Here is a 17,488-nt window from a genome sequence, read left to right as displayed (position 1 = left end):
GCTGGCGCCCGGGGCATACCTGGACCACCCGCCATGCCCTCTACATCTCAACCCAATCCCTCTTCCGATCTTCGCGTCTTCCTGTGAATCGCCCTTGACCTGCCCCTCCGGTTTTTACATCCGAAGAGCGGCGGGTGGCCGGGGCTATTCGGTGGCGTGGTGGGTCGTGGTGGCGCCGCGGTCGAAGCGGCCTTCGTAGAGGCGCAGCAGGGCCGGGATCACGAACAGCACCAGCACGGTGGCAACCGCGAGGCCGAAGACAATGGAGATTGCCATCGGGATCAGGAACTGGGCCTGGACCGAGCGCTCGAACAGCAGCGGGGTCAGCCCGGCGATGGTGGTGACCGAGGTCAGGATGACCGCGCGCAGGCGCTGGCAGGCGGCCTCGACGATCGCCTCCTGCAGCGCCAGCCCGGCCTCTCGCAGGCCCTGGTAGAAGCTCACCAAGATGATCGAGTTGTTGACCACGATCCCGGTCAGGCCGAACAAGCCGAACAGGGACAGGATGGTCAGCTCCACGTTCATGATCCAGTGCCCGACCAGGGCGCCGAGGATGCCGAACGGGATAATTGCCATCACGATCAGCGGCCAGCCCCAGGACCCGAACACCCAGGCCAGGGTGATGTACATCAGTCCCAGTGCCAGGATCAGCCCCGTGCGCATGTCGGCGAAGGTCTCGGCCTGGTCGGCGGCGCGTCCCTCGAAGGAGTACTCGATGCCGTGGCGGGCCGCGAGATCGTCCAGTGGACCGTCCTCCAGCGCGGCGCGGATGCGCGCGGCGTTGTTCACGCTGCGGTCGACCTCGGTGGAGACCTGGATGGCCAGCCGGGTATCTGCATGGCGCAGGGTCTCGAAGCCCTGGCGCGAGCGCAGGTCGACCACGTTTTCCAGCGGAACGAATTCTCCACTTGGCACGCGCAGGTTCAGCTGTTCGAGGGTCTCGCTGGAGTGGCGTTCGGGGTCCGGCAGGCGCACGCGCACCTCCACCTCTTCCAGCCCGTCCTGGTAGAGCTGCGCCAGGTGGCCATCAAAGGCATTGCGCAGCTGGGCGCCGACCGATTCGGTGGTCAGGCCCAGGGCGCGGCCCTCCGGCTTGACCTGGAACACCAGCTGCTCGCGGCCGAATGGTGTGTCGTCATTGGTGGCGAACGTGCCGGCGAAGTCGTCGAAGATCTCCGCCAGTTCCAGGGCCGCGTTCTTCAGTACGTGCGGGTCGTCCCCGGTCAGGCGTACCTCCAGGTCGCGCCCGGGTGGGCCGGTCTGGCGTTCGTCGATGCTGAAGTTCTCGATCCCCGGGGCCTGGCGGACGCGGTCTTCCCAGGCCTGGAGGAAGTCGCGGTTGCGCACCTCGCGCTGTTCCGGCGATACCAGCTCCACCTGGATGTTGCCGAACTGGTCGCCACGCGGGGCATTGCCGTCACCGGGGTCGATGCCGCGGCCGAGGCGCGTGACGGAGGCGCGCACCAGATCACCGCCGAGCGCCTCTTCGGTCTCGGCCAGCGCCTCCTCGACGTGGATCAGGAAGGCCTCCACCCGCTCCGGTGGCGTTCCGGCAACGAAATTGACCCCGGCGTTCACGATGGTGCCCTCGGGCGACGGGAAGAAAGTGAAGCCGATACGCCCGCTGGCGGCCAGGCCGATGGCGAGGATCAGCGCGCCGACCGCTAGCGCCAGGGTCGTGCCGGAGTGGTTGACCGACACCGTAACCGCGCGGCGGAAGGCCCGGTTGCGGAAGGTCTCGAAGCCGCGGTCGAAACGCTCGCGCGGGCTGCCGGTGCGCGGGGGCTTGAGCCGGTGCATCACGCCCTTCAGGTGCGCCGGCAGGATCAGGAAGGCGATCAGTAGCGTGGCGACGATCACGCAGATCACCACCAGCGGGATGTCGAACAGGATGTTGCCGATGACCCCGCCGATCAGCATCAGCGGCAGGAAGGCGGCCACCGTGGTGAGCGAGGCCGCGACCACCGGGCCGACCATGCGCCGGGCGCCGTCGCGCGCGGCGCGCCCGGCCGGGAGCCCGCTCTGGTGCAGGCTGTAGGCGTGCTCCGAGACCACGATCGCGTTGTCGACGATGATCCCCAGCGACATGATGAACCCGAACAGCGAGATCATGTTGATCGAGCCGCCGACCACCCACAGCACCACGAATGCGGCGGTGAACGCGATCGGGATGCCCAGCGCCACGCGCAGGGCGATGTGGCGGTTGAGGAACAGGAACAGGATTGCCAGCACCAGCAGCAGGCCGCCCAGGCCGTTCTTCAGCAGCAAGTTGATGCGCTCGGCGAGCAACTCCCAGAAGGCGTCGGTGACCTGCAGCTCCACACCTGGGGGCAGGGCGGGGCGGGTCTCGGCCAGCCATTCTTCCAGGACCTGGGCGGCCTCCAGCGAGTCGCCCGTCTCCGAACGCATGAGCTGCATCTCGATGGCACGCTGTCCGTTGGCCCGGGCGCGGACCTGGCCATCGCGATGGCGCAGGTCGATCGTCGCGATATCGCCCAGGGTCAGGCGGCCCAGCTCGTCGTCACCGCGCAGGACCAGGCGCTCGAAACTGACGATGTCGCGCGCCTGTTCCAGGCTGCGGACCTGGCGTGCCGTGTCGTCGCGGCCCACCGAGCCTGCCGGCAGGTCCTGCGCCATCGCGCGGATCTGCTCGCCGATGTCCGCCAGTGTCATGTCCAGCCGGTTGAGCGTCGCGGACGGTATCTGGATGGCCATCTCGTCTTCCGTCAGGCCGGTGAACTCGATGCGGGCGATGCCGGCATCCAGCAGATCGCGCTCGAACTGGCGGGCGAGGATGCGCAGTTGCTGCGGATCATCCGGGCCGGTCAGCAGGAGCCGCGCCACGGGCTCGTAGCGGATCACGCGGGTGACCACGGGGGTCTCGGCGGCCTCCGGCAGGTTGCGCTGCTGGCTCACGCGGTCGTTGACCTGTTCCAGCGCCAGGGTCATGTCGGTGCCGGCCTCGAATTCCATGGTCACCACGCCGATGCCCAGTGCCGCGGTGGAGGTCATGTTGCGCAGTCCGTCCACCGTGCGCAGGTCCTGCTCCAGAGGGTTGACGATGGCGCGCTCGACATCTTCCGCGCTGGCTCCAGTCCAGGGTACTTCGACGGTGACGATGTCGAGCTCGAAACTGGGGAAGAACTGGGTGTTCAGCTTGGTCAGTGCGAAGGCCCCGGCCAGCAGCATGAGCGCAATCAGCAGGTTGGCCGCGAGACGGTGTTCCAGGAACAGCTGGATCGGGCCGCGCGGGGGCGGGCCCTGATCCTGCGCGCCGCCACCGGGCATCGGCTGCCCGGATTCCGGCGCGCTGCCGGTCTCCGCTTCGCTCATCGACCGGAATCCTGTTCTTCAACCTCGACCCGCAGGCCGTCCACGGCATTCGGCAGGCGTGTGGCAATGAGGGTGTCGCCGGCGGCAATGGCATCGCTTCGGATCAGGGCCAGGGTGTTGCCGTCCGCGTCAATGAAATCCCCCAGCCGCTCGACCTGCAGGGACTCCAGGCGCCCGTCGACCACGCGGAATACCCGGTCGCGGCCGAACAGTGCCTCGAAAGGTACCGTGAGGCTGTCGGGCTCCTCGGGCAGTTCGAGGCGCAGCTCGACAAAGCGGTTCAGGGGCAGGCGCTCGCCTCCGGAGCGCACCTCGAAGACCCCGCGCATCCCGGCGTCGCCGGTGCGGGTCTCGCCCTCCAGGCGCATCAGTTCGGTCTTGATCTCCTGGCCGCCGACCGTCGCCCGGGCGGTCAGGGTGGTGCCCGCCTGCAGGAGGCTCTCCACGCGGGCCACCAGGTGTTCCGGGAGGCTGGCGCGAATCTCCAGCTCATCCACCGCGAACAGTCGCAGCAGCGGGTCTCCCGGACGGGCTCGCTCGCCACTGGCGACTTCGACCTCCACGATGCGGGCATCGAACGGGGCGCGGATGGTGGTGCGCTCCAGGTCGATCTCTGCCTGGGATTCAGCGGCGCGGGCACGCGCCAGGCGGGCCTCGGCCTGGGCCTTGCGCATCGGGGCATCGGCGACGGCCTGCTCGCGACTGTCCACGGTAATGCTGGCCTGCTGCAGGCGCTCGCGGGCGGCATCGACATCGGATTCGGAGCCCAGGTTGCGCTCGCGCAGGTCGCGGGCGCGCTCCAGGCCGCGCTGGGCAATGGTCAGCAGCTCGCGTTCGCGCTGCAGGGCCTCGCGATCGAAGCGGGCCCGCAGGTCCTCGCTCTCCACCGCGCCTTCCAGTTCCCGTCGCTCGGCTTCGCGCTGGTCCAGCAGGAGCCGGGCCTCGCGCGGGTCGATGCGCACGAGGGTGTCGCCGGGGGCCACGCGTTGCCCGGCGCGTGCCGGCACGGCCTCGATCTCGCCCTCCACGGCGGCGCGCAGCAGCGCGTTGCCGGCGGAGCGGCTACGCCCGTTGACGATGACCACCGGCCGGTGCGTCCCGGGCTCGGCGGTCAGGCCCTGTACCGGCCAGGTGCGCTCCCCGGCCTCGGGCGGCGGTGCCTCGGGCCCGGTCGCGCGCAGGACCATGAAGCCCACCACCGCGATGGCGAGGATCAGGACGGGGAGAATGGCTCGGCGTAGGGCGCGCGGCATGGGCGTCTCGATTGTGGCTCGGCAGCTTTGCGGGCCGGGCATGACCCGACGCTTGGAGGCGCGTGCGGGGTGGAGGTTCCCGCCGCGGGCGTTATCTTATCACTGGGATTTTTGAGGGAACGGCAGCAGTTGCGTTCGACCCCTAGTGTGGCAATATTACGTTCTACTTAACCAAGGATAAAGGCGATGAAGCGATCCAAGCGGATTTTGGGGGGGCTCCTGTTGTCTGGCCTTCTGGCGAGCGCGGTTGCGGCCCCGGTGGTGGCCGACGAGCCGCAGATCTGTGATTGCCGCGAAGGACTGGAGATGGAGGGCACACCCTGGATTCGCCTGATGCCGGGCGACATGACGGGGGGATACTTTGTGCTCCACAACCACGGCGAGCGGGACTACCGGATCGTGGCCGCGGACGCACCGATCTCCGAGGGGGTGGAGTTGCACGAGCATGCCCACGTGGATGGGGTCATGCGCATGCGCCAGGTCGACGCACTGGAGATCCCGGCGGGCGAGAGCCTGGTGCTGGAACCGGGTGGCCTGCACCTGATGTTCATCGGCCTGCACGAGCCGCTGACGGCGGGCGACTGGATCCCCGTGATCCTCGAGTTCGACGATGGCGGGACCATGGAGATCCATGCCCGGGTGCAGCGGGGCGAGGGCGCCCATGACAGCCGCCCGGGGGGCCAGATGATGGGCGACGACGCCACTCGAATGGATACGGAAGGCGGACATCCCGAGCATTGAGGCCCGGCAGCGCTCGGCCTTGCCCGTTTACTGATTGGCAGGCCGGGCCGGGATCTGGATGTCGGCCTCTTCGCGCAGCGTCTCCAGGAACTCCTGGATGGCGCGGCTTTCGAGGATCTCGACCAGCTCCGCCCGCACGTCTTCCAGATCGGGGACCGACGCGTCGCGGGTCTCCTCGAGACGAATGATGTGCCAGCCGAAGCGGCTCTCCACCGGGTCGGCGGTGGTCTCGCCCGTCTCCAGTGCGACCGCGGCCTCGCTGAACGCAGGCACCATCTGTTCGGGGGCAAACCAGTCCAGCTCGCCGCCGCGGGCGGCCGAGGCGGGATCGATGGAGTGGGCCTCGGCCAGTTCTGCGAAGTCCGCGCCGTCCTCCAGCTCCGCCAGGAGTTCACGGGCCTGTTCCGCCTCCTCGACCAGGATGTGGCGGGCCCGGTATTCGGTGTCGCGCATCTGCTCGACCTGGCGTTCGTATTCCGCCTCGAGGTCGTTCTGGGTGATCTCCAGATCGGCGGTGATGCGATCCATCAAGAGCGAGGCCAGCAGGTTGGTCTCCACCATGCGCAGGATGCGCCGGGTTTCCGTATCGGTGTCCAGCCCGCGTTCCACCGCCTCCTGGCGCAGTAGCTCCAGGCTGATCAGTTCCTCCAGCGTCCCGTCGCCATCGGCCAGACCCGGATCTTCGTCCATGCCGGTATGGGTGAACAGGTCGGCACGGGTGATCGGCTCGCCATTGACCGTGGCGACGGTATCGACGTCCCCGGTCTCCGTGGCGATCCCGTCCGGGCCGGTCTCCGACGTGGGCGTTTCCTGCGTGTCACAGGCGGCGAGCAGGCCGGCGAATACCAGGGCGCCCAGGGTCGTGATCAGGGGGTGACGTCGCATCAGAACACCTGCTTGAACGGCCGCACGTCGACCACGGTGTACACGCCGGCCGCCACGTAGGGGTCGGCGTCGGCCCACTCGCGTGCGGCCTCCAGCGACGGGAACTCCGCGACGATCAGGCTGCCGGTGAAACCGGCCGGGCCGGGCTCGTCGCTGTCGATGGCCGGGAAGGGGCCGGCCAGGACCAGCCGGCCGTCGTCGCGCAGGGCCTGCAGTCGGGTGACGTGTTCCGGACGCGCGGCGAGCCGGGCATCCAGCGAGTCGGGGGCATCCTCGCCCTGGATCATGTACAACATCGGCATTCTCCTCGGTAAGGGCATCATTCTAGCGATGTCGGTGGACGGGTGCCGTGTATGGCGCGTCCTTATGGGCGTGCCGGTGGATGCGCTACACTGCGCAGCCCATCACCGCGCCGACACGTTCCATGATCTCGATCCACCCCGACAACCCCCAGCCCCGGCTGATCCGGCAGGTCCTGGACCGGCTCCAGGAGGGGGCCGTGATCGCCCTGCCGACGGATGCCTGCTACGCGCTGGCCTGCCTGCCGGGAGACAAGACCGGGGCGGACCGGATTCGCCGTATCCGCCAGGTGGACGAGACCCATCATCTGACACTGCTGTGCCGCGATCTGTCGGAACTGGGCGTCTACGCGAAGGTGGACAACACCGCCTTTCGCCTGATGAAGGCCCTCACGCCGGGCCCCTACACGTTCATCCTGCCCGCGACCCGCGAGGTTCCGCGACGCCTCCAGCATCCCAAGCGCCGTACGATCGGTATGCGCGTGCCAGCGAGCCCGATCCTGTCGGCGCTGCTGGAAGAGTTGGGGTCGCCGCTGATGTCCGCGACCCTGCAACTCCCCGGGGACGAGAACCCGCTGAGTGAAGCCTGGAAGATCGAGGATCGGCTGGGGAAGGTGGTGGATCTGGTGGTCGATGGCGGAGCCGGGACCCTGGAGGCGACCAGCGTCCTGGACCTCACCGGCGACGCGCCCGACGTGATCCGGCACGGCCTGGGTGATGTGGGATTCCTGGATGAATAGCCCCGGTCGAGGCCGGGGCCCGCGAAGCGGCACGGCCGCAGGGAGGCGCAATGCGTAAGTGGGTGGTTCTCGCAGTGGTCGTGCTGGTGATCGCCGCCGCGTGGCCGGTGGTGGTTGGCACGCAGGTGGAGGGGACCGTCACGGAGATGCACGAGGCCCAGGTGGGCGAGGTGCATCTGCGCCACGAGATGCTCGAATACGAGCGCGGCTACCTGGGGGCCAGTGGCCGCAGCCGGCTGATCCTGGAGGACCCTGACGGCCGTTTCGAGATTCCGCTGGTGCATGACGTCCGTCATGGTCTCCTGGGCGCGCGCGGCGACTCGTTCGTGGACCTGGATACCCTGGCGGCACCAGCGGATTCCCTGATCGGCCACCTGCTGCGCTCGCTGGACATGCAGGTGCATTCGCGGGCGGGACTCGGCGGTGGCGTGACCACGCGTGTCGCGTTCGACGACCTGCGCATGGACCTGATGAGCGTGCCCGAGGTGGCCGAACATGCCGCCACGATGGATGGTCCGCTATGGCTGGAGCTGGCGGCGGGCCAGGGGCGCTTCGCCTGGTCGGCCGAGCAGATTCTTGTCAGCCTGGACCTGCCCGCGTTGCAGCTGTCGGACGACGATTTCACCTGGGACGCAGGCGATGCCCGCTACGCCACGGTCTTCGAGGCTGACGCCGACGGGGTTTTCGGGCGCCTGCCGGACTACGAGGGTGGCCTGGCAGCGTCCGCGGTCGAACTGCGCGAGGGTGACGCGACCCGTCTGCGGGTGGAACGCCCGCGGCTGGATGCCTTCCAGCAAACGACCAACGACCGCATGGACTCGCGCCTGCGCCTGCAGGTCGATCATGCGCGCGTGGATGATGGCGCCGGGGATGCGCTGACGCTGTCGGCCCTGGACCTGCAGACGGGTATCCTGCGCTGGGACCGCCCCAGCTTGTTGCGGCTTCTGGCGGAGCTGGAGTCGATCGACGCGCGTGGCCTCGAGAGCGAACAACGCGACGCGCTGATCGGTTCGGCGATGATCGATGCGCTGGGCGGGATGATCGAACACCGCCCGGCGATCGAACTCAAGGCCTCCCTCAACGAGGAACCGCCGCGCCAGCTCGCACTGGATGCCGAGTTGAGCCTGCAGGGAACCCAGCAGGACTTTGCCACGCGCCCGCTGGAGACCGTGCGGCTGGACAGCGAGCTGCGTCTCGGGCTGGAATGGGTGGCCGAATTCGACGCCGCATATCCGGATATCGACCTGGATGCACAGCTGCATGCGCTGGCCGCGGATGGATGGCTCCGACGGGATGCCGAGGCCGGGCACTGGCACAGTACCCTCGCGATGGCGGGCGGTCGCGTGCACATCAACGATGTGGACCGCACCGCGATGCTGCTGGCCATGCTGTTTGCCTTTTCCGGCGGCATGTTCTGAGACGACTGACCGGGCGTGGCTGCGTCCGAATTTCTCCGAAGGAAGGGATTGATTCCGTGAGCAGTAATCAGGGTAGCAACCAGCGGGTACTCTCCGGCATGCGGCCCACCGGGCGCCTGCATCTGGGCCATTACCACGGTGTGCTGAAGAACTGGATCGAGCTGCAGCACAACTACGAGTGCTTCTTCTTCGTGGCCGACTGGCATGCGCTGACCACCCATTACGAGGATCCGGGCGACCTCCAGCAGCACGTGACCGAGATGGTCATCGACTGGCTCGCCGCCGGGGTCAGCCCCGGTTCTGCTACGCTGTTCGTGCAGTCGCGCGTGCCGGAGCATGCCGAGCTGCACCTGTTGCTGTCGATGATCACTCCGCTTGGCTGGCTGGAACGCGTGCCGACCTGGAAGGACCAGCAGGAACAGCTGCGCGAGAAGGACCTGGCCACCTACGGCTTCCTCGGCTATCCCGTGCTGCAGAGCGCCGACGTGCTCGCCTACCGCGCCGGCATGGTCCCGGTAGGCGAGGACCAGGTCTCGCACCTGGAGGTCACGCGCGAGATCGCGCGACGCTTCAATCACCTCTACGGCCGCGAGCCGGGCTTTGCCGAGAAGGCCGAGGCCGCCGCCGACAAGATGGGCAAGAAGGCCGCCAAGCGCTACCGCGACCTGCGCAAGCGTTTCCAGGAGCAGGGCGAGGACGAGGCGCTGGAGGTGGCCCGGGCGATGCTCGAGTCGCAGCAGAATATCTCGCTGGGCGATCGCGAACGCCTGTTCGGCTACCTCGAGGGTGGCGGCAAGATCATCCTGCCGGAGCCGCAGGCACGCCTGACCCCGGCCTCGAAGATGCCGGGGCTGGACGGGCGCAAGATGTCCAAGAGCTATGGCAACACCATCAGCCTGCGCACCGAGCCGGCCGAGGTGGAGAGCCTGATCCGCACTATGCCCACGGACCCGGCGCGGGTGCGGCGCACCGATCCGGGCGATCCGGAAAAGTGCCCGGTCTGGGATTTGCACAAGGTCTACACGAGCGAGAGCCAGCGCGAAGAACTCTACTCAGGATGCACCACGGCCGGCATCGGCTGTCTCGATTGCAAGCGCCCCCTGATCGAGGCGGTGCAGGCGGAACTGGAGCCGATCCAGCAGCGGGCGAAGGAATACGCCGAGGACCCGGCGCTGGTGCGTTCCATCATCGTCGAGGGTTCCGAAGCGGCCCGCGAGGAGGCCCGCGAGACACTCGAGGAAGTGCGCCGTGCGATGGGGCTGGACTACCTGCGATGAGTGATGGACACGCGCGATGAACTGAACGCAGCCCCCGACCCGTCCGCGACGGCAGAGACCGGCGCGGACGGGGAGGTGCTTTATCGCGTCCATGGCGAACCGGTGGCGGAGTTGCCGGCCGACCTCTACATCCCGCCCGATGCCCTGGAGGTCTTTCTCGATTCCTTCGAGGGGCCGCTCGATCTGTTGCTGTACCTGATCCGGCGACAGAACCTCGACATCCTCGCGATTCCCATTGCAGAGATCACCCGCCAGTACATGGCCTATATCGAGGTGATGCGGGCCCTGCGCCTGGAACTGGCCGGCGAATACCTAGTGATGGCCGCGCTGCTGGCCGAGATCAAGTCGCGCATGCTGCTGCCGCGGCCGAAGGAGGCCGACGCGGACGAGGATGCCGATCCGCGCATGGCCCTGATCCGTCAGTTGCAGGAGTACGAGCAGTTCAAGACCGCGGCCGAGCGCCTGGATGCCCTGCCGCGCATGGATCGCGACGTGTTCGCCGCCGGCGCGAGTGTCGAGGCGCTGGAGGGGCCACCGCCCCCGGCCCCGACCCTGGACGAGCTGATGGAGGCCCTGGCCGCGGTGATGCACCGCGCGAGCCTGATGGCGCATCACCACGTCTCCACCGAGCAACTGTCGGTACGCGAGCGCATGTCCAGCATCCTCGACAGCCTGCACCCCGAGCGCTTCACCGACTTCGTGGCCCTGCTGATGACGGCCGAGGGGCGTCAGGGCGTAGTGGTATCGTTTCTCGCGGTGCTGGAACTGACCAAGGCGGGCCTGATCGAGTGGGGACAGAGCGAGCCCTACAGCCCGATCCGGCTGCGCCGGCGCGGGACGCCCGTGGACGATGAAGAGGGAGGGCCGGTGTGAGCGAGTCGACCCCGGTGGATTATCACACGCCCGCCGAGCGTGGGGACGACGAGCAGATGCGGGCGGTCGAGCTGGCGCTGGAAGCGGTGCTGTTCGCGGCCGCCGAGCCCGTTGCGGTCCGGGAGTTGAAGGCGGCCTGCGAGGGCCTGGGCGAGATCGACCAGGCATTGCTCGAGCAGGCGCTGGGCCGCCTGCAGGAACGCTACCAGGGGCGTGCCATCGAGCTGGTTCGGTCCGCCGGGGGGTACCGCTTCCGGGTGCGATCGCGTTTCTCCGCGACGGTGCAGGCGGCCCAGCCGGAGCGGCCGGCACGCCTGTCGCGGGCCCTGCTGGAGACCCTCGCGATCATTGCCTATCGCCAGCCGGTAACACGTGCGGAGATCGAGGCGGTGCGCGGGGTGGCGGTCAGCTCCGGGATTATGCGCACCCTGCAGGAGCGCGAGTGGGTTCGCGTGGTGGGGCACAAGGAGGTACCGGGCCGGCCCGCGCTATACGCGACCACCCGCCGCTTCCTGGATGACCTGGGCCTCAAGCGCCTGGAGGAACTGCCTCCGCTCGAGCAGATCCGCGATCTGGCCGACGTGGCCTCCGACGCCGGCCTGAGCCTGGCGCCGCCGGACACGGAAGAGGACGCCGGCACGGGCACGAACCAGCGCCTGGATTTCGATACCGGCGATGCCGACCTGGAGCCGGTTCCCCCGACGCGCTCACTCTGAGTTCAGCACTGGGCTGTTTCGGCGACCTCTGGACAGTCGTGCTCGACCGGGCGGTCGTCCGCCAGCCATTCCATGATGCCGTCGGTCACGTTGTAGATGTTCTCGTAGCCGAGGCCGTTGGCCAGGGCGCGGGCGAGGGCGCCGGTGCGGTTGCCCACGCGGCAGATCAGCACGACTTCCTCGTCGGGCTTGACCAGGTCCGTGAACTGCCGGCCGAAGTCCGGATGGAGTTCGCCGTCCTCGTCGAAGGCGGTAATCCGATGGCTGCCCTCGATTACGCCGGTCTCGGCCCACTCGTCCGGGCGACGGATGTCGACGATGGTCGCGCCCTCGTCGATTTTCTCGGCGAGCTCCTCGTTGTCCAGTCCGCTGAAGGGCGCGCGTTCGACCTCGAGGACCTCCACCTCGAAGCGCAGGGTCGCGTTCGACGGGATGATGTTGCCGGCACCGCGCTCGCCGTACCCGAGTTCCGGGGGAATGACGATCTCCCGCTTGCCGCCCTCGCGCATGCCCGTCACGCCCCGCTCGAAGCCGGGGATCACCTGCCCCGCGCCGATGGTCAGCGCGAACGGTTCGCCGGATTCGCGGCTGGAGTCGAACACGGTGTCGTCCTCCTCCAGGCGGCCGGTGTAATGCAGGATCGCCGTGTCGTGGCGAACGATCTCTGGACCTTCACCACGTTCAACGTCGTGAATCTCGATGGAGGGGGACGATTGCGCGTCGGCCGTTCCTGCTGTCATCAGCGCCACGCCCAGTGCGATCGAGAATATCACAGTGGCGCAATATGCAGAATGGGAAATATTGATATGCATTATGTAGCTTCCTTTAATATTAAAGGACCGTTATGGGCCTTTAATGTCAGCCAGTTGGGAGTTTTTTGATATTGGGATTCTACACGGTATTCCCCGGCCCGAATACAGGCGTTAAAAGCGGTATTCTGGATTGTGTAAAAAATCCCGAACTTTATTGCAGGCTTTTGGCGGATGTACTAGAAGTTTATCCAGCTGTCACACGGAGAAAGGGGCAGCGCATGCAATTTCGTTCCGAGAACAAGCCGGAGGCTGGCAAATGACCGACCACAACAACGATCGTTCCGAACTGGACAACAAGTCCGTAGAAGAGATCAAGGAAACCGGGGAGTTGACCGGGACGGGCGCGGCCCGCCGCAGGTTCCTTGGCAAACTGGGAAAGGGCGGTGCCGCCCTGGCCGTATTTGGCATGGGCGCGGAAACCGCCATGCAGACCATGTTCAACCGCAGCACCCTGTCCAGCGCCGTAGCCGCCGGCATCGAGGGCTTCAGCGTTTCGGGCAAGGTGGATGGCTTCATCTACCTCAATGATCGCCCGATCAACGGCGAGCTGCCGCCGCACCTGCTGCACGACGAAGTTACTCCATTCCCCAACATGTTTATCCGCAACAACGGGGTACCGCCGGCGAAGGACGACATCGATTCCTCGGAGTGGACCCTGACCGTGAGCGGCGAGGCGGCCAACCGCGAGGTGACCTACTCGATCGAAGAGCTGAAGAACAAATTCGAAAACGTCGAAATGCAGATCTGGATCGAGTGCGGTGGCAACGGCCGAGCCGCCTTCGAGCCGTCCCCGCGCGGGAACCAGTGGGATCTGGGGGCCATCGGCTGTCCGACCTGGACGGGCGTACGCCTGCGTGACGTACTGGAAGATGTCGGCTACGACGAGGACAAGGCCGTTTATATCGGTTACCAGGCGGGCGATGCCCACCTGAGTGGCCGCGACGACCTGGATGCAATCTCCCGTGGCTGCCCCATGCGCAAGGCGGTGGAAGACGAGACCCTGATCGTCTGGGCGATGAACGGCGAGGATATCCCCGAGCAGCACGGCTACCCGCTGCGCCTCATCACCCCGGGATTCCCGGGTTCCGCGAGCGGCAAGTGGCTGCAGGGCATCCTGATTCGTGACCGCGAGCACGATGGGGCCAAGATGACGGGGCAGAGCTACCGCGTGCCTGCCTACCCGGTCGAGGCCGGTGCCGAGGTCCCGGAAGAAGACATGGTGATCCTCGAGGAAATGCCGGTGAAATCGCTCATCACCTCTCCGGAGACCGGAGTTCGGGTGTCCCAGGGCGATGGCCTGAAGGTTCAGGGCAAGGCCTGGGACGGCTGGGGTGATGTCGAGGAATTGCACGTGTCCATCGACCACGGCCAGACTTGGCAGAAGGCCGACCTCAAGCGGCCGGTCAACAAGTTCGCCTGGCAGCTGTGGGAGGCCGACATCGAGTTCCCGACCACCGGTTTCTACCAGGTCTGGGCGGTGGCGACGAACAGCAAGGGCGAGCGCCAGCCGATGGTGCTTCCCGGCTGGAACCCGCGGGGTTACGGCAACAACAAGGCCCACCACATCGATGTCCACGTCGAAGCCTGAGGAGCTGGAATGAAGTCGAAGAGGGTCCTGCTGCTGCCGGCCATCCTCGGCCTCCTCTGGGGGGTGCCCGCAACCGCGGGCGACCACGTCGAGGCCGCCGAGGAATACGAGACCGATTCGGAAACCGGCCTGATCAAGGCGCCGGGGTTCGATACCGTCAAGAACAATTGCACGGTTTGTCACTCGGCCCGGTTGTTCACGGGTCGTGGATACACCCGCAAGATCTGGCTGGAACAGATCCGCTGGATGCAGGACACCCAGGGGCTCTGGGAGTTCTCCCCCGAAGTGGAGGAAGAGATCCTGGACTATCTGGAGACCTACTACCCACCACGTTGATCCTGACACGGTGACGACGAAACGCCCCGGCAGGTCCGGGGCGTTTTTTTGGAAGCGTCAACGTCTCCCGGCGGCGCTCGTTGTGGAGTCTCGCGAGGCTGTCCACAAACGATGCCCGGTGCGGTTCTATTCGCCGGACGCGGGCGTGATGGCCCAGCAACGATGGGGCGGGGGCGGGCGGCGGTAGTCCTCGTCCAGGGTCTCGCGGGTGATGTCGCGGGCATGGAGCCCGGTCAGGGCCTCGTGGTCCAGCTCGAAGCGGCGGCGGTTGGTGGAGAAGTAGAGCACGCCGTCCGGGGTGAGCAGGCGCACCGCCAGGAGGATCAGGTGGACATGGTCGCGCTGCACCTCGAAGTCGTCCTCGGTGCGCTTGGAGTTGGAGAAGGTGGGCGGATCCAGGAAGATCCGCTCGAAGACCATGCCCGGGGTGTCGCCGGCTCCCTCCAGCCAGCGGACCACGTCCTCGCGCAGCAGGGCGTGGGTACCGGGCAGACGGCGGCTGCGGCCGTCGCGGATCTCGGCCTCCAGGCCGTTGGCGTGGAAGTTGGCCTCGGCCCACTCCAGGTAGGTGTTGGACAAATCCACCGATACGGTTTGACGGGCCCCGCCAACTGCGGCGTGCACGCTGACCGCTGCGGTGTAGCAGAAGAGGTTCAGCAGGCGCAGGCCGCGGCATTCCTGTTGCAGCCGCAGTCGCATCGGCCGGTGGTCCAGGAACAGCCCGCTGTCGAGGTAGGCGTCGAGATCCACCCGCAGGCGGCAGCCGTGTTCGACCACCGTGAACGGCGCGGCCTCGGCGGTTTCGGTGCGCTGGTACTGCGAGCGTCCCTTCTGGGCCCGGCGCTGTTTGTAGTGCAGGTGAGCGGGTTCGACGCCGGTGACCTCCAGCATCGCGGCCAGTGCCCCGCGCAGGCGCGCCTCGGCGCGCGCGGGATCGACACTGGCAGGGGCGGCGAACTCCTGCACATGCAGGTGCACGGTTCCGTCCTCGGCCTCGTAGCGGTCGATCTGCAGGGGATACTCGGCCAGGTCCGCGTCGTAGATGCGATAGCAGGTGACCCCCTGGCGGCGTGCCCAGCGGGCCAGGTGGCGCTGGTTCTTCTGCAGCCGGTTGGCGAAATCCGGCGCCGGGGCCGCGGCCGGCTCGTCGCGCTGATGGATCTCGAACTGCAGCAGGTGACAGGCGAGGGTGCCGTTGTAGAAGCGGTGCTTGTGGCTGGCGCGCAGGCCCAGGCGTTGCGAGTCCGTCGTGTCCGCCACCAGCAGGGCGACATGCCAGCCCCCGAAGGCGCTGCGCAGGCGCTCGCCCAGCAGGCTGTAGAGCTTGATCAGTTCGGGGGCGTTGCCAAGGCGCTCGCCGTAGGGCGGGTTGCTGACCAGCATGCCGTGGTCGGCCGGGGGCTCCAGGGTCAGGGCATCGGCCTGCTCGAAGCGCGTGCAGTCGCCCACGCCGGCGGCCTGGGCCGCCTTGCGGGCGGCGGCCACCGCACCTCGGTCGCGGTCGCTGCCCAGAAGCGCCGGGCCGTCCCAGGCCCGCACCGCGTCACGCGCCTCGGCCACGCAGCGGTCCCAGAGCTCGGCATCGTGGCCGGACCAGCCGTGGGGGCGGAAACCCTCGCGCAGCAGGCCGGGGGCGGTACGGGTGGCCATCAGGGCGGCCTCGATCACCAGGGTGCCGCTGCCGCAGAAGGGGTCGAGGAACTGCGCGTCGGCATGGGTCTCCAGGTGTTCCGGCCAGCCGGCGCGCATCAGCAGCGCGGCGGCGAGGTTCTCGCGCAGCGGGGCGTCGCCGCCGCTGCCGCGATAGCCGCGACGGTGCAGGCCACCGTTGCCGAGGTCCAGGCTGACCTGTGCCTGCCGGCCCTGCAGTTGCAGCAGCACGCGCACGTCCGGATCGGCGGCGTCCACGTCGGGGCGTTCGCCGGTGGCGTCGCGGAAGGCGTCAGCGATGCCGTCCTTCACGCGCACCCCGGCGAAATGGGTATGCCCGATGTGCGAACTCTTGCCGGTGACATCCACGGCAAAGGTGGCGTTGAGGCCGAACAGGGCGGGCCAGTGCAGGGTCCGGCTGGCGACGTAGCAGGCATCGCCGTCGGGTTCGTCGAAGCGCGCCAGCGGCAGCAGGATGCGGCTGGCCACGCGGCTGCCGAGCAGGCAGCGGTACAGTGTGGCGAGATCCGCGCGGAAGTGGATGCCGGCGCGATCTTCCCGCAGGTCCAGGGCACCGAAACCCTCCAGCTCGCGAGCGACCAGCGGGGCGAGCCCGCCGGCGGCCGTGGCCAGGTACTCGTGGTCGTCGGCCGTCGGGTCGAAGGGGGCAATGGGTTCGCCGGAGGAAGACTCGGTCATCGCGGGCTCGGGCAGGCTGGGAAGCCCGACATTCTGGCACAACCGGGCGCAGTGCCGGAGCGGGACCGGGGGCTCGCGGCGGTCAGCGCAGCAGGCGCCGGCGGATCAGGTAGGTCGCCAGGACAATGGCGCCGAGGCCGTAGACGGCGATTACGGCCAGGTGCGGAAGCCAGGCGCCCGGCCAGGCGCCGGTCATCAGGGGCCGCACGATCTCCAGTACGTGCGCCAGCGGCAGGGCCAGCGCCAGGCCCTGCACCCAGCCGGGCAGCTCGGTGAGCGGGAAGAACACGCCCGAGAGCAGCAGCATCGGCGTGACCGCCAGGGTGAAGTAGTAGAGGAAGAAGTCGTAGCTGCGCGCCAGGGCCGTGATGACCAGGGCCAGCGCGCCGAAGGTGAAGGCGGCGAGGAAGATCACCGGCAGTGCCAGCAGCGCGCGGGTATCGCTCACCAGCCCCAGCAGGCTGGCGACGATCAGGATGGTGATCGCGCTGATCAGGCCCTTGGTCGCGGCCCAGACGGCCTCGGCGAAGACGATGTCGTCCAGCGTGAGCGGGGTGGCCAGCATGCCCAGCCAGGTGTTCTGTTCCGCCATGCGGGTGTAGGCGGAGTACATGCCCTCGAAGCTCGCGGTGAACATCGCGGACGAGCAGATGATACCGGAGGCGATGAAGACCATGTAGCGTATGCCGTCGAGATCGCCCACCAGGCTGCCAAAGCCGTAGCCGAAGGCCAGCAGGTACAGGATGGGCTCGCCGAAGTTGCCCAGCATCGACGGCACGATCAGCTTGCGCCAGACCAGCAGGTTACGCCGCCAGACGGCGGCGAAGCGCAGGCTGGGGCGGGGCAGGATGGGGTGGTCGCCGGACAT

15 protein-coding genes are annotated in these 17,488 nt (G+C 67.8%); 8 read left to right on the top strand and 7 right to left on the bottom strand.

The features are described from left to right. Positions 1–144: 144 nt before the first annotated feature. Together ACESLR_RS01085 and ACESLR_RS01080 are read right to left on the bottom strand one after the other, a co-directional pair. Positions 145–3,333: an efflux RND transporter permease subunit gene (locus ACESLR_RS01085; RefSeq protein ID WP_373024269.1), complete on the bottom strand. Its 3,189-nt coding sequence runs from the start codon at positions 3,331–3,333 to the stop codon at positions 145–147. Next, positions 3,330–4,586: an efflux RND transporter periplasmic adaptor subunit gene (locus ACESLR_RS01080; RefSeq protein ID WP_373024268.1), complete on the bottom strand. Its 1,257-nt coding sequence runs from the start codon at positions 4,584–4,586 to the stop codon at positions 3,330–3,332. Before ACESLR_RS01080 ends, ACESLR_RS01085 begins: the two co-directional genes overlap by 4 nt. Positions 4,587–4,772: 186 nt before the next feature. Here ACESLR_RS01080 and ACESLR_RS01075 point away from each other — a divergent pair, with 186 nt between their 5' ends. Then, on the top strand, positions 4,773–5,327 hold the full coding sequence (locus ACESLR_RS01075) for a copper chaperone PCu(A)C (RefSeq protein ID WP_373024267.1): 555 nt from the start codon (positions 4,773–4,775) through the stop codon (positions 5,325–5,327). A 27-nt stretch (positions 5,328–5,354) separates the two neighbouring features. Here the strand turns inward: ACESLR_RS01075 and ACESLR_RS01070 are convergent, their stop codons facing one another. Further along, positions 5,355–6,212 (bottom strand): peptidylprolyl isomerase, encoded by an 858-nt coding sequence (locus ACESLR_RS01070; protein ID WP_373024266.1) that lies wholly within the window; start codon positions 6,210–6,212, stop codon positions 5,355–5,357. After that, the gene (locus ACESLR_RS01065) at positions 6,212–6,508 is read right to left on the bottom strand and encodes a YciI family protein (RefSeq protein ID WP_373024264.1); all 297 of its coding nucleotides are present in this window, start codon (positions 6,506–6,508) and stop codon (positions 6,212–6,214) included. Before ACESLR_RS01065 ends, ACESLR_RS01070 begins: the two co-directional genes overlap by 1 nt. Before the next feature lie 128 nt (positions 6,509–6,636). Here ACESLR_RS01065 and ACESLR_RS01060 point away from each other — a divergent pair, with 128 nt between their 5' ends. The 5 genes from ACESLR_RS01060 to scpB are packed head-to-tail and all read left to right on the top strand — an operon-like array spanning position 6,637 to position 11,535. Further along, the gene (locus ACESLR_RS01060) at positions 6,637–7,251 is read left to right on the top strand and encodes an L-threonylcarbamoyladenylate synthase (protein ID WP_373024307.1); all 615 of its coding nucleotides are present in this window, start codon (positions 6,637–6,639) and stop codon (positions 7,249–7,251) included. 50 nt (positions 7,252–7,301) lie between these two features. Next, on the top strand, positions 7,302–8,669 hold the full coding sequence (locus tag ACESLR_RS01055; RefSeq protein ID WP_373024263.1) for a DUF945 family protein: 1,368 nt from the start codon (positions 7,302–7,304) through the stop codon (positions 8,667–8,669). 56 nt (positions 8,670–8,725) lie between these two features. Beyond that, on the top strand, positions 8,726–9,946 hold the full coding sequence (locus ACESLR_RS01050; RefSeq protein ID WP_373024262.1) for a tryptophan--tRNA ligase: 1,221 nt from the start codon (positions 8,726–8,728) through the stop codon (positions 9,944–9,946). 3 nt (positions 9,947–9,949) lie between these two features. Next, positions 9,950–10,819 (top strand): segregation and condensation protein A, encoded by an 870-nt coding sequence (locus tag ACESLR_RS01045; RefSeq protein ID WP_373024261.1) that lies wholly within the window; start codon positions 9,950–9,952, stop codon positions 10,817–10,819. Between the two features lie 56 nt (positions 10,820–10,875). Continuing rightward, positions 10,876–11,535, top strand: a complete 660-nt coding sequence (gene scpB / locus ACESLR_RS01040; RefSeq protein ID WP_373024306.1) for an SMC-Scp complex subunit ScpB — start codon at positions 10,876–10,878, stop codon at positions 11,533–11,535. 2 nt (positions 11,536–11,537) lie between these two features. Here scpB and ACESLR_RS01035 read toward each other — a convergent pair whose 3' ends face one another. Then, the gene (locus ACESLR_RS01035) at positions 11,538–12,275 is read right to left on the bottom strand and encodes an FKBP-type peptidyl-prolyl cis-trans isomerase (RefSeq protein WP_373024260.1); all 738 of its coding nucleotides are present in this window, start codon (positions 12,273–12,275) and stop codon (positions 11,538–11,540) included. Positions 12,276–12,603: 328 nt separating this feature from the next. Between ACESLR_RS01035 and ACESLR_RS01030 the strand changes: the two genes are divergently transcribed. Both ACESLR_RS01030 and ACESLR_RS01025 read left to right on the top strand, forming a co-directional pair. After that, entirely contained in the window at positions 12,604–13,935 is a 1,332-nt protein-coding gene (locus tag ACESLR_RS01030) for a sulfite oxidase (RefSeq protein ID WP_373024259.1), read from the top strand. 9 nt (positions 13,936–13,944) lie between these two features. Then, a complete protein-coding gene (locus tag ACESLR_RS01025) occupies positions 13,945–14,271 on the top strand; it encodes a hypothetical protein (protein WP_373024258.1) in 327 nt (108 codons plus the stop codon). 126 nt (positions 14,272–14,397) lie between these two features. On the opposite strand, the gene rlmKL is transcribed toward ACESLR_RS01025, so the two are convergent. Then, on the bottom strand, positions 14,398–16,620 hold the full coding sequence (gene rlmKL / locus ACESLR_RS01020; protein ID WP_373066579.1) for a bifunctional 23S rRNA (guanine(2069)-N(7))-methyltransferase RlmK/23S rRNA (guanine(2445)-N(2))-methyltransferase RlmL: 2,223 nt from the start codon (positions 16,618–16,620) through the stop codon (positions 14,398–14,400). 82 nt (positions 16,621–16,702) lie between these two features. Continuing rightward, entirely contained in the window at positions 16,703–17,488 is a 786-nt protein-coding gene (locus ACESLR_RS01015; RefSeq protein WP_373024256.1) for an ABC transporter permease, read from the bottom strand.

This window comes from Thioalkalivibrio sp. (genome assembly GCF_041685615.1).
Lineage (GTDB): Bacteria > Pseudomonadota > Gammaproteobacteria > Ectothiorhodospirales > Ectothiorhodospiraceae > Thioalkalivibrio.
This window is presented reverse-complemented; position numbering and strand designations above follow the sequence as displayed.

Bases quoted from the DNA above. Each gene is read 5' to 3' on its own strand.
- ACESLR_RS01075 (WP_373024267.1), top strand. From the start codon at position 4,773: ATGAAGCGATCCAAGCGGATTTTGGGGGGGCTCCTGTTGTCTGGCCTT.
- ACESLR_RS01055 (WP_373024263.1), top strand. From the start codon at position 7,302: ATGCGTAAGTGGGTGGTTCTCGCAGTGGTCGTGCTGGTGATCGCCGCC.
- ACESLR_RS01060 (WP_373024307.1), top strand. From the start codon at position 6,637: ATGATCTCGATCCACCCCGACAACCCCCAGCCCCGGCTGATCCGGCAG.
- scpB (WP_373024306.1), top strand. From the start codon at position 10,876: ATGCGGGCGGTCGAGCTGGCGCTGGAAGCGGTGCTGTTCGCGGCCGCC.
- ACESLR_RS01070 (WP_373024266.1), bottom strand. From the start codon at position 6,212: ATGCGACGTCACCCCCTGATCACGACCCTGGGCGCCCTGGTATTCGCC.
- ACESLR_RS01035 (WP_373024260.1), bottom strand. From the start codon at position 12,275: ATGACAGCAGGAACGGCCGACGCGCAATCGTCCCCCTCCATCGAGATT.
- ACESLR_RS01045 (WP_373024261.1), top strand. From the start codon at position 9,950: ATGGACACGCGCGATGAACTGAACGCAGCCCCCGACCCGTCCGCGACG.
- ACESLR_RS01030 (WP_373024259.1), top strand. From the start codon at position 12,604: ATGACCGACCACAACAACGATCGTTCCGAACTGGACAACAAGTCCGTA.
- ACESLR_RS01025 (WP_373024258.1), top strand. From the start codon at position 13,945: ATGAAGTCGAAGAGGGTCCTGCTGCTGCCGGCCATCCTCGGCCTCCTC.
- ACESLR_RS01065 (WP_373024264.1), bottom strand. From the start codon at position 6,508: ATGTTGTACATGATCCAGGGCGAGGATGCCCCCGACTCGCTGGATGCC.
- ACESLR_RS01085 (WP_373024269.1), bottom strand. From the start codon at position 3,333: ATGAGCGAAGCGGAGACCGGCAGCGCGCCGGAATCCGGGCAGCCGATG.
- rlmKL (WP_373066579.1), bottom strand. From the start codon at position 16,620: ATGACCGAGTCTTCCTCCGGCGAACCCATTGCCCCCTTCGACCCGACG.
- ACESLR_RS01015 (WP_373024256.1), bottom strand. From the start codon at position 17,488: ATGTCCGGCGACCACCCCATCCTGCCCCGCCCCAGCCTGCGCTTCGCC.
- ACESLR_RS01080 (WP_373024268.1), bottom strand. From the start codon at position 4,586: ATGCCGCGCGCCCTACGCCGAGCCATTCTCCCCGTCCTGATCCTCGCC.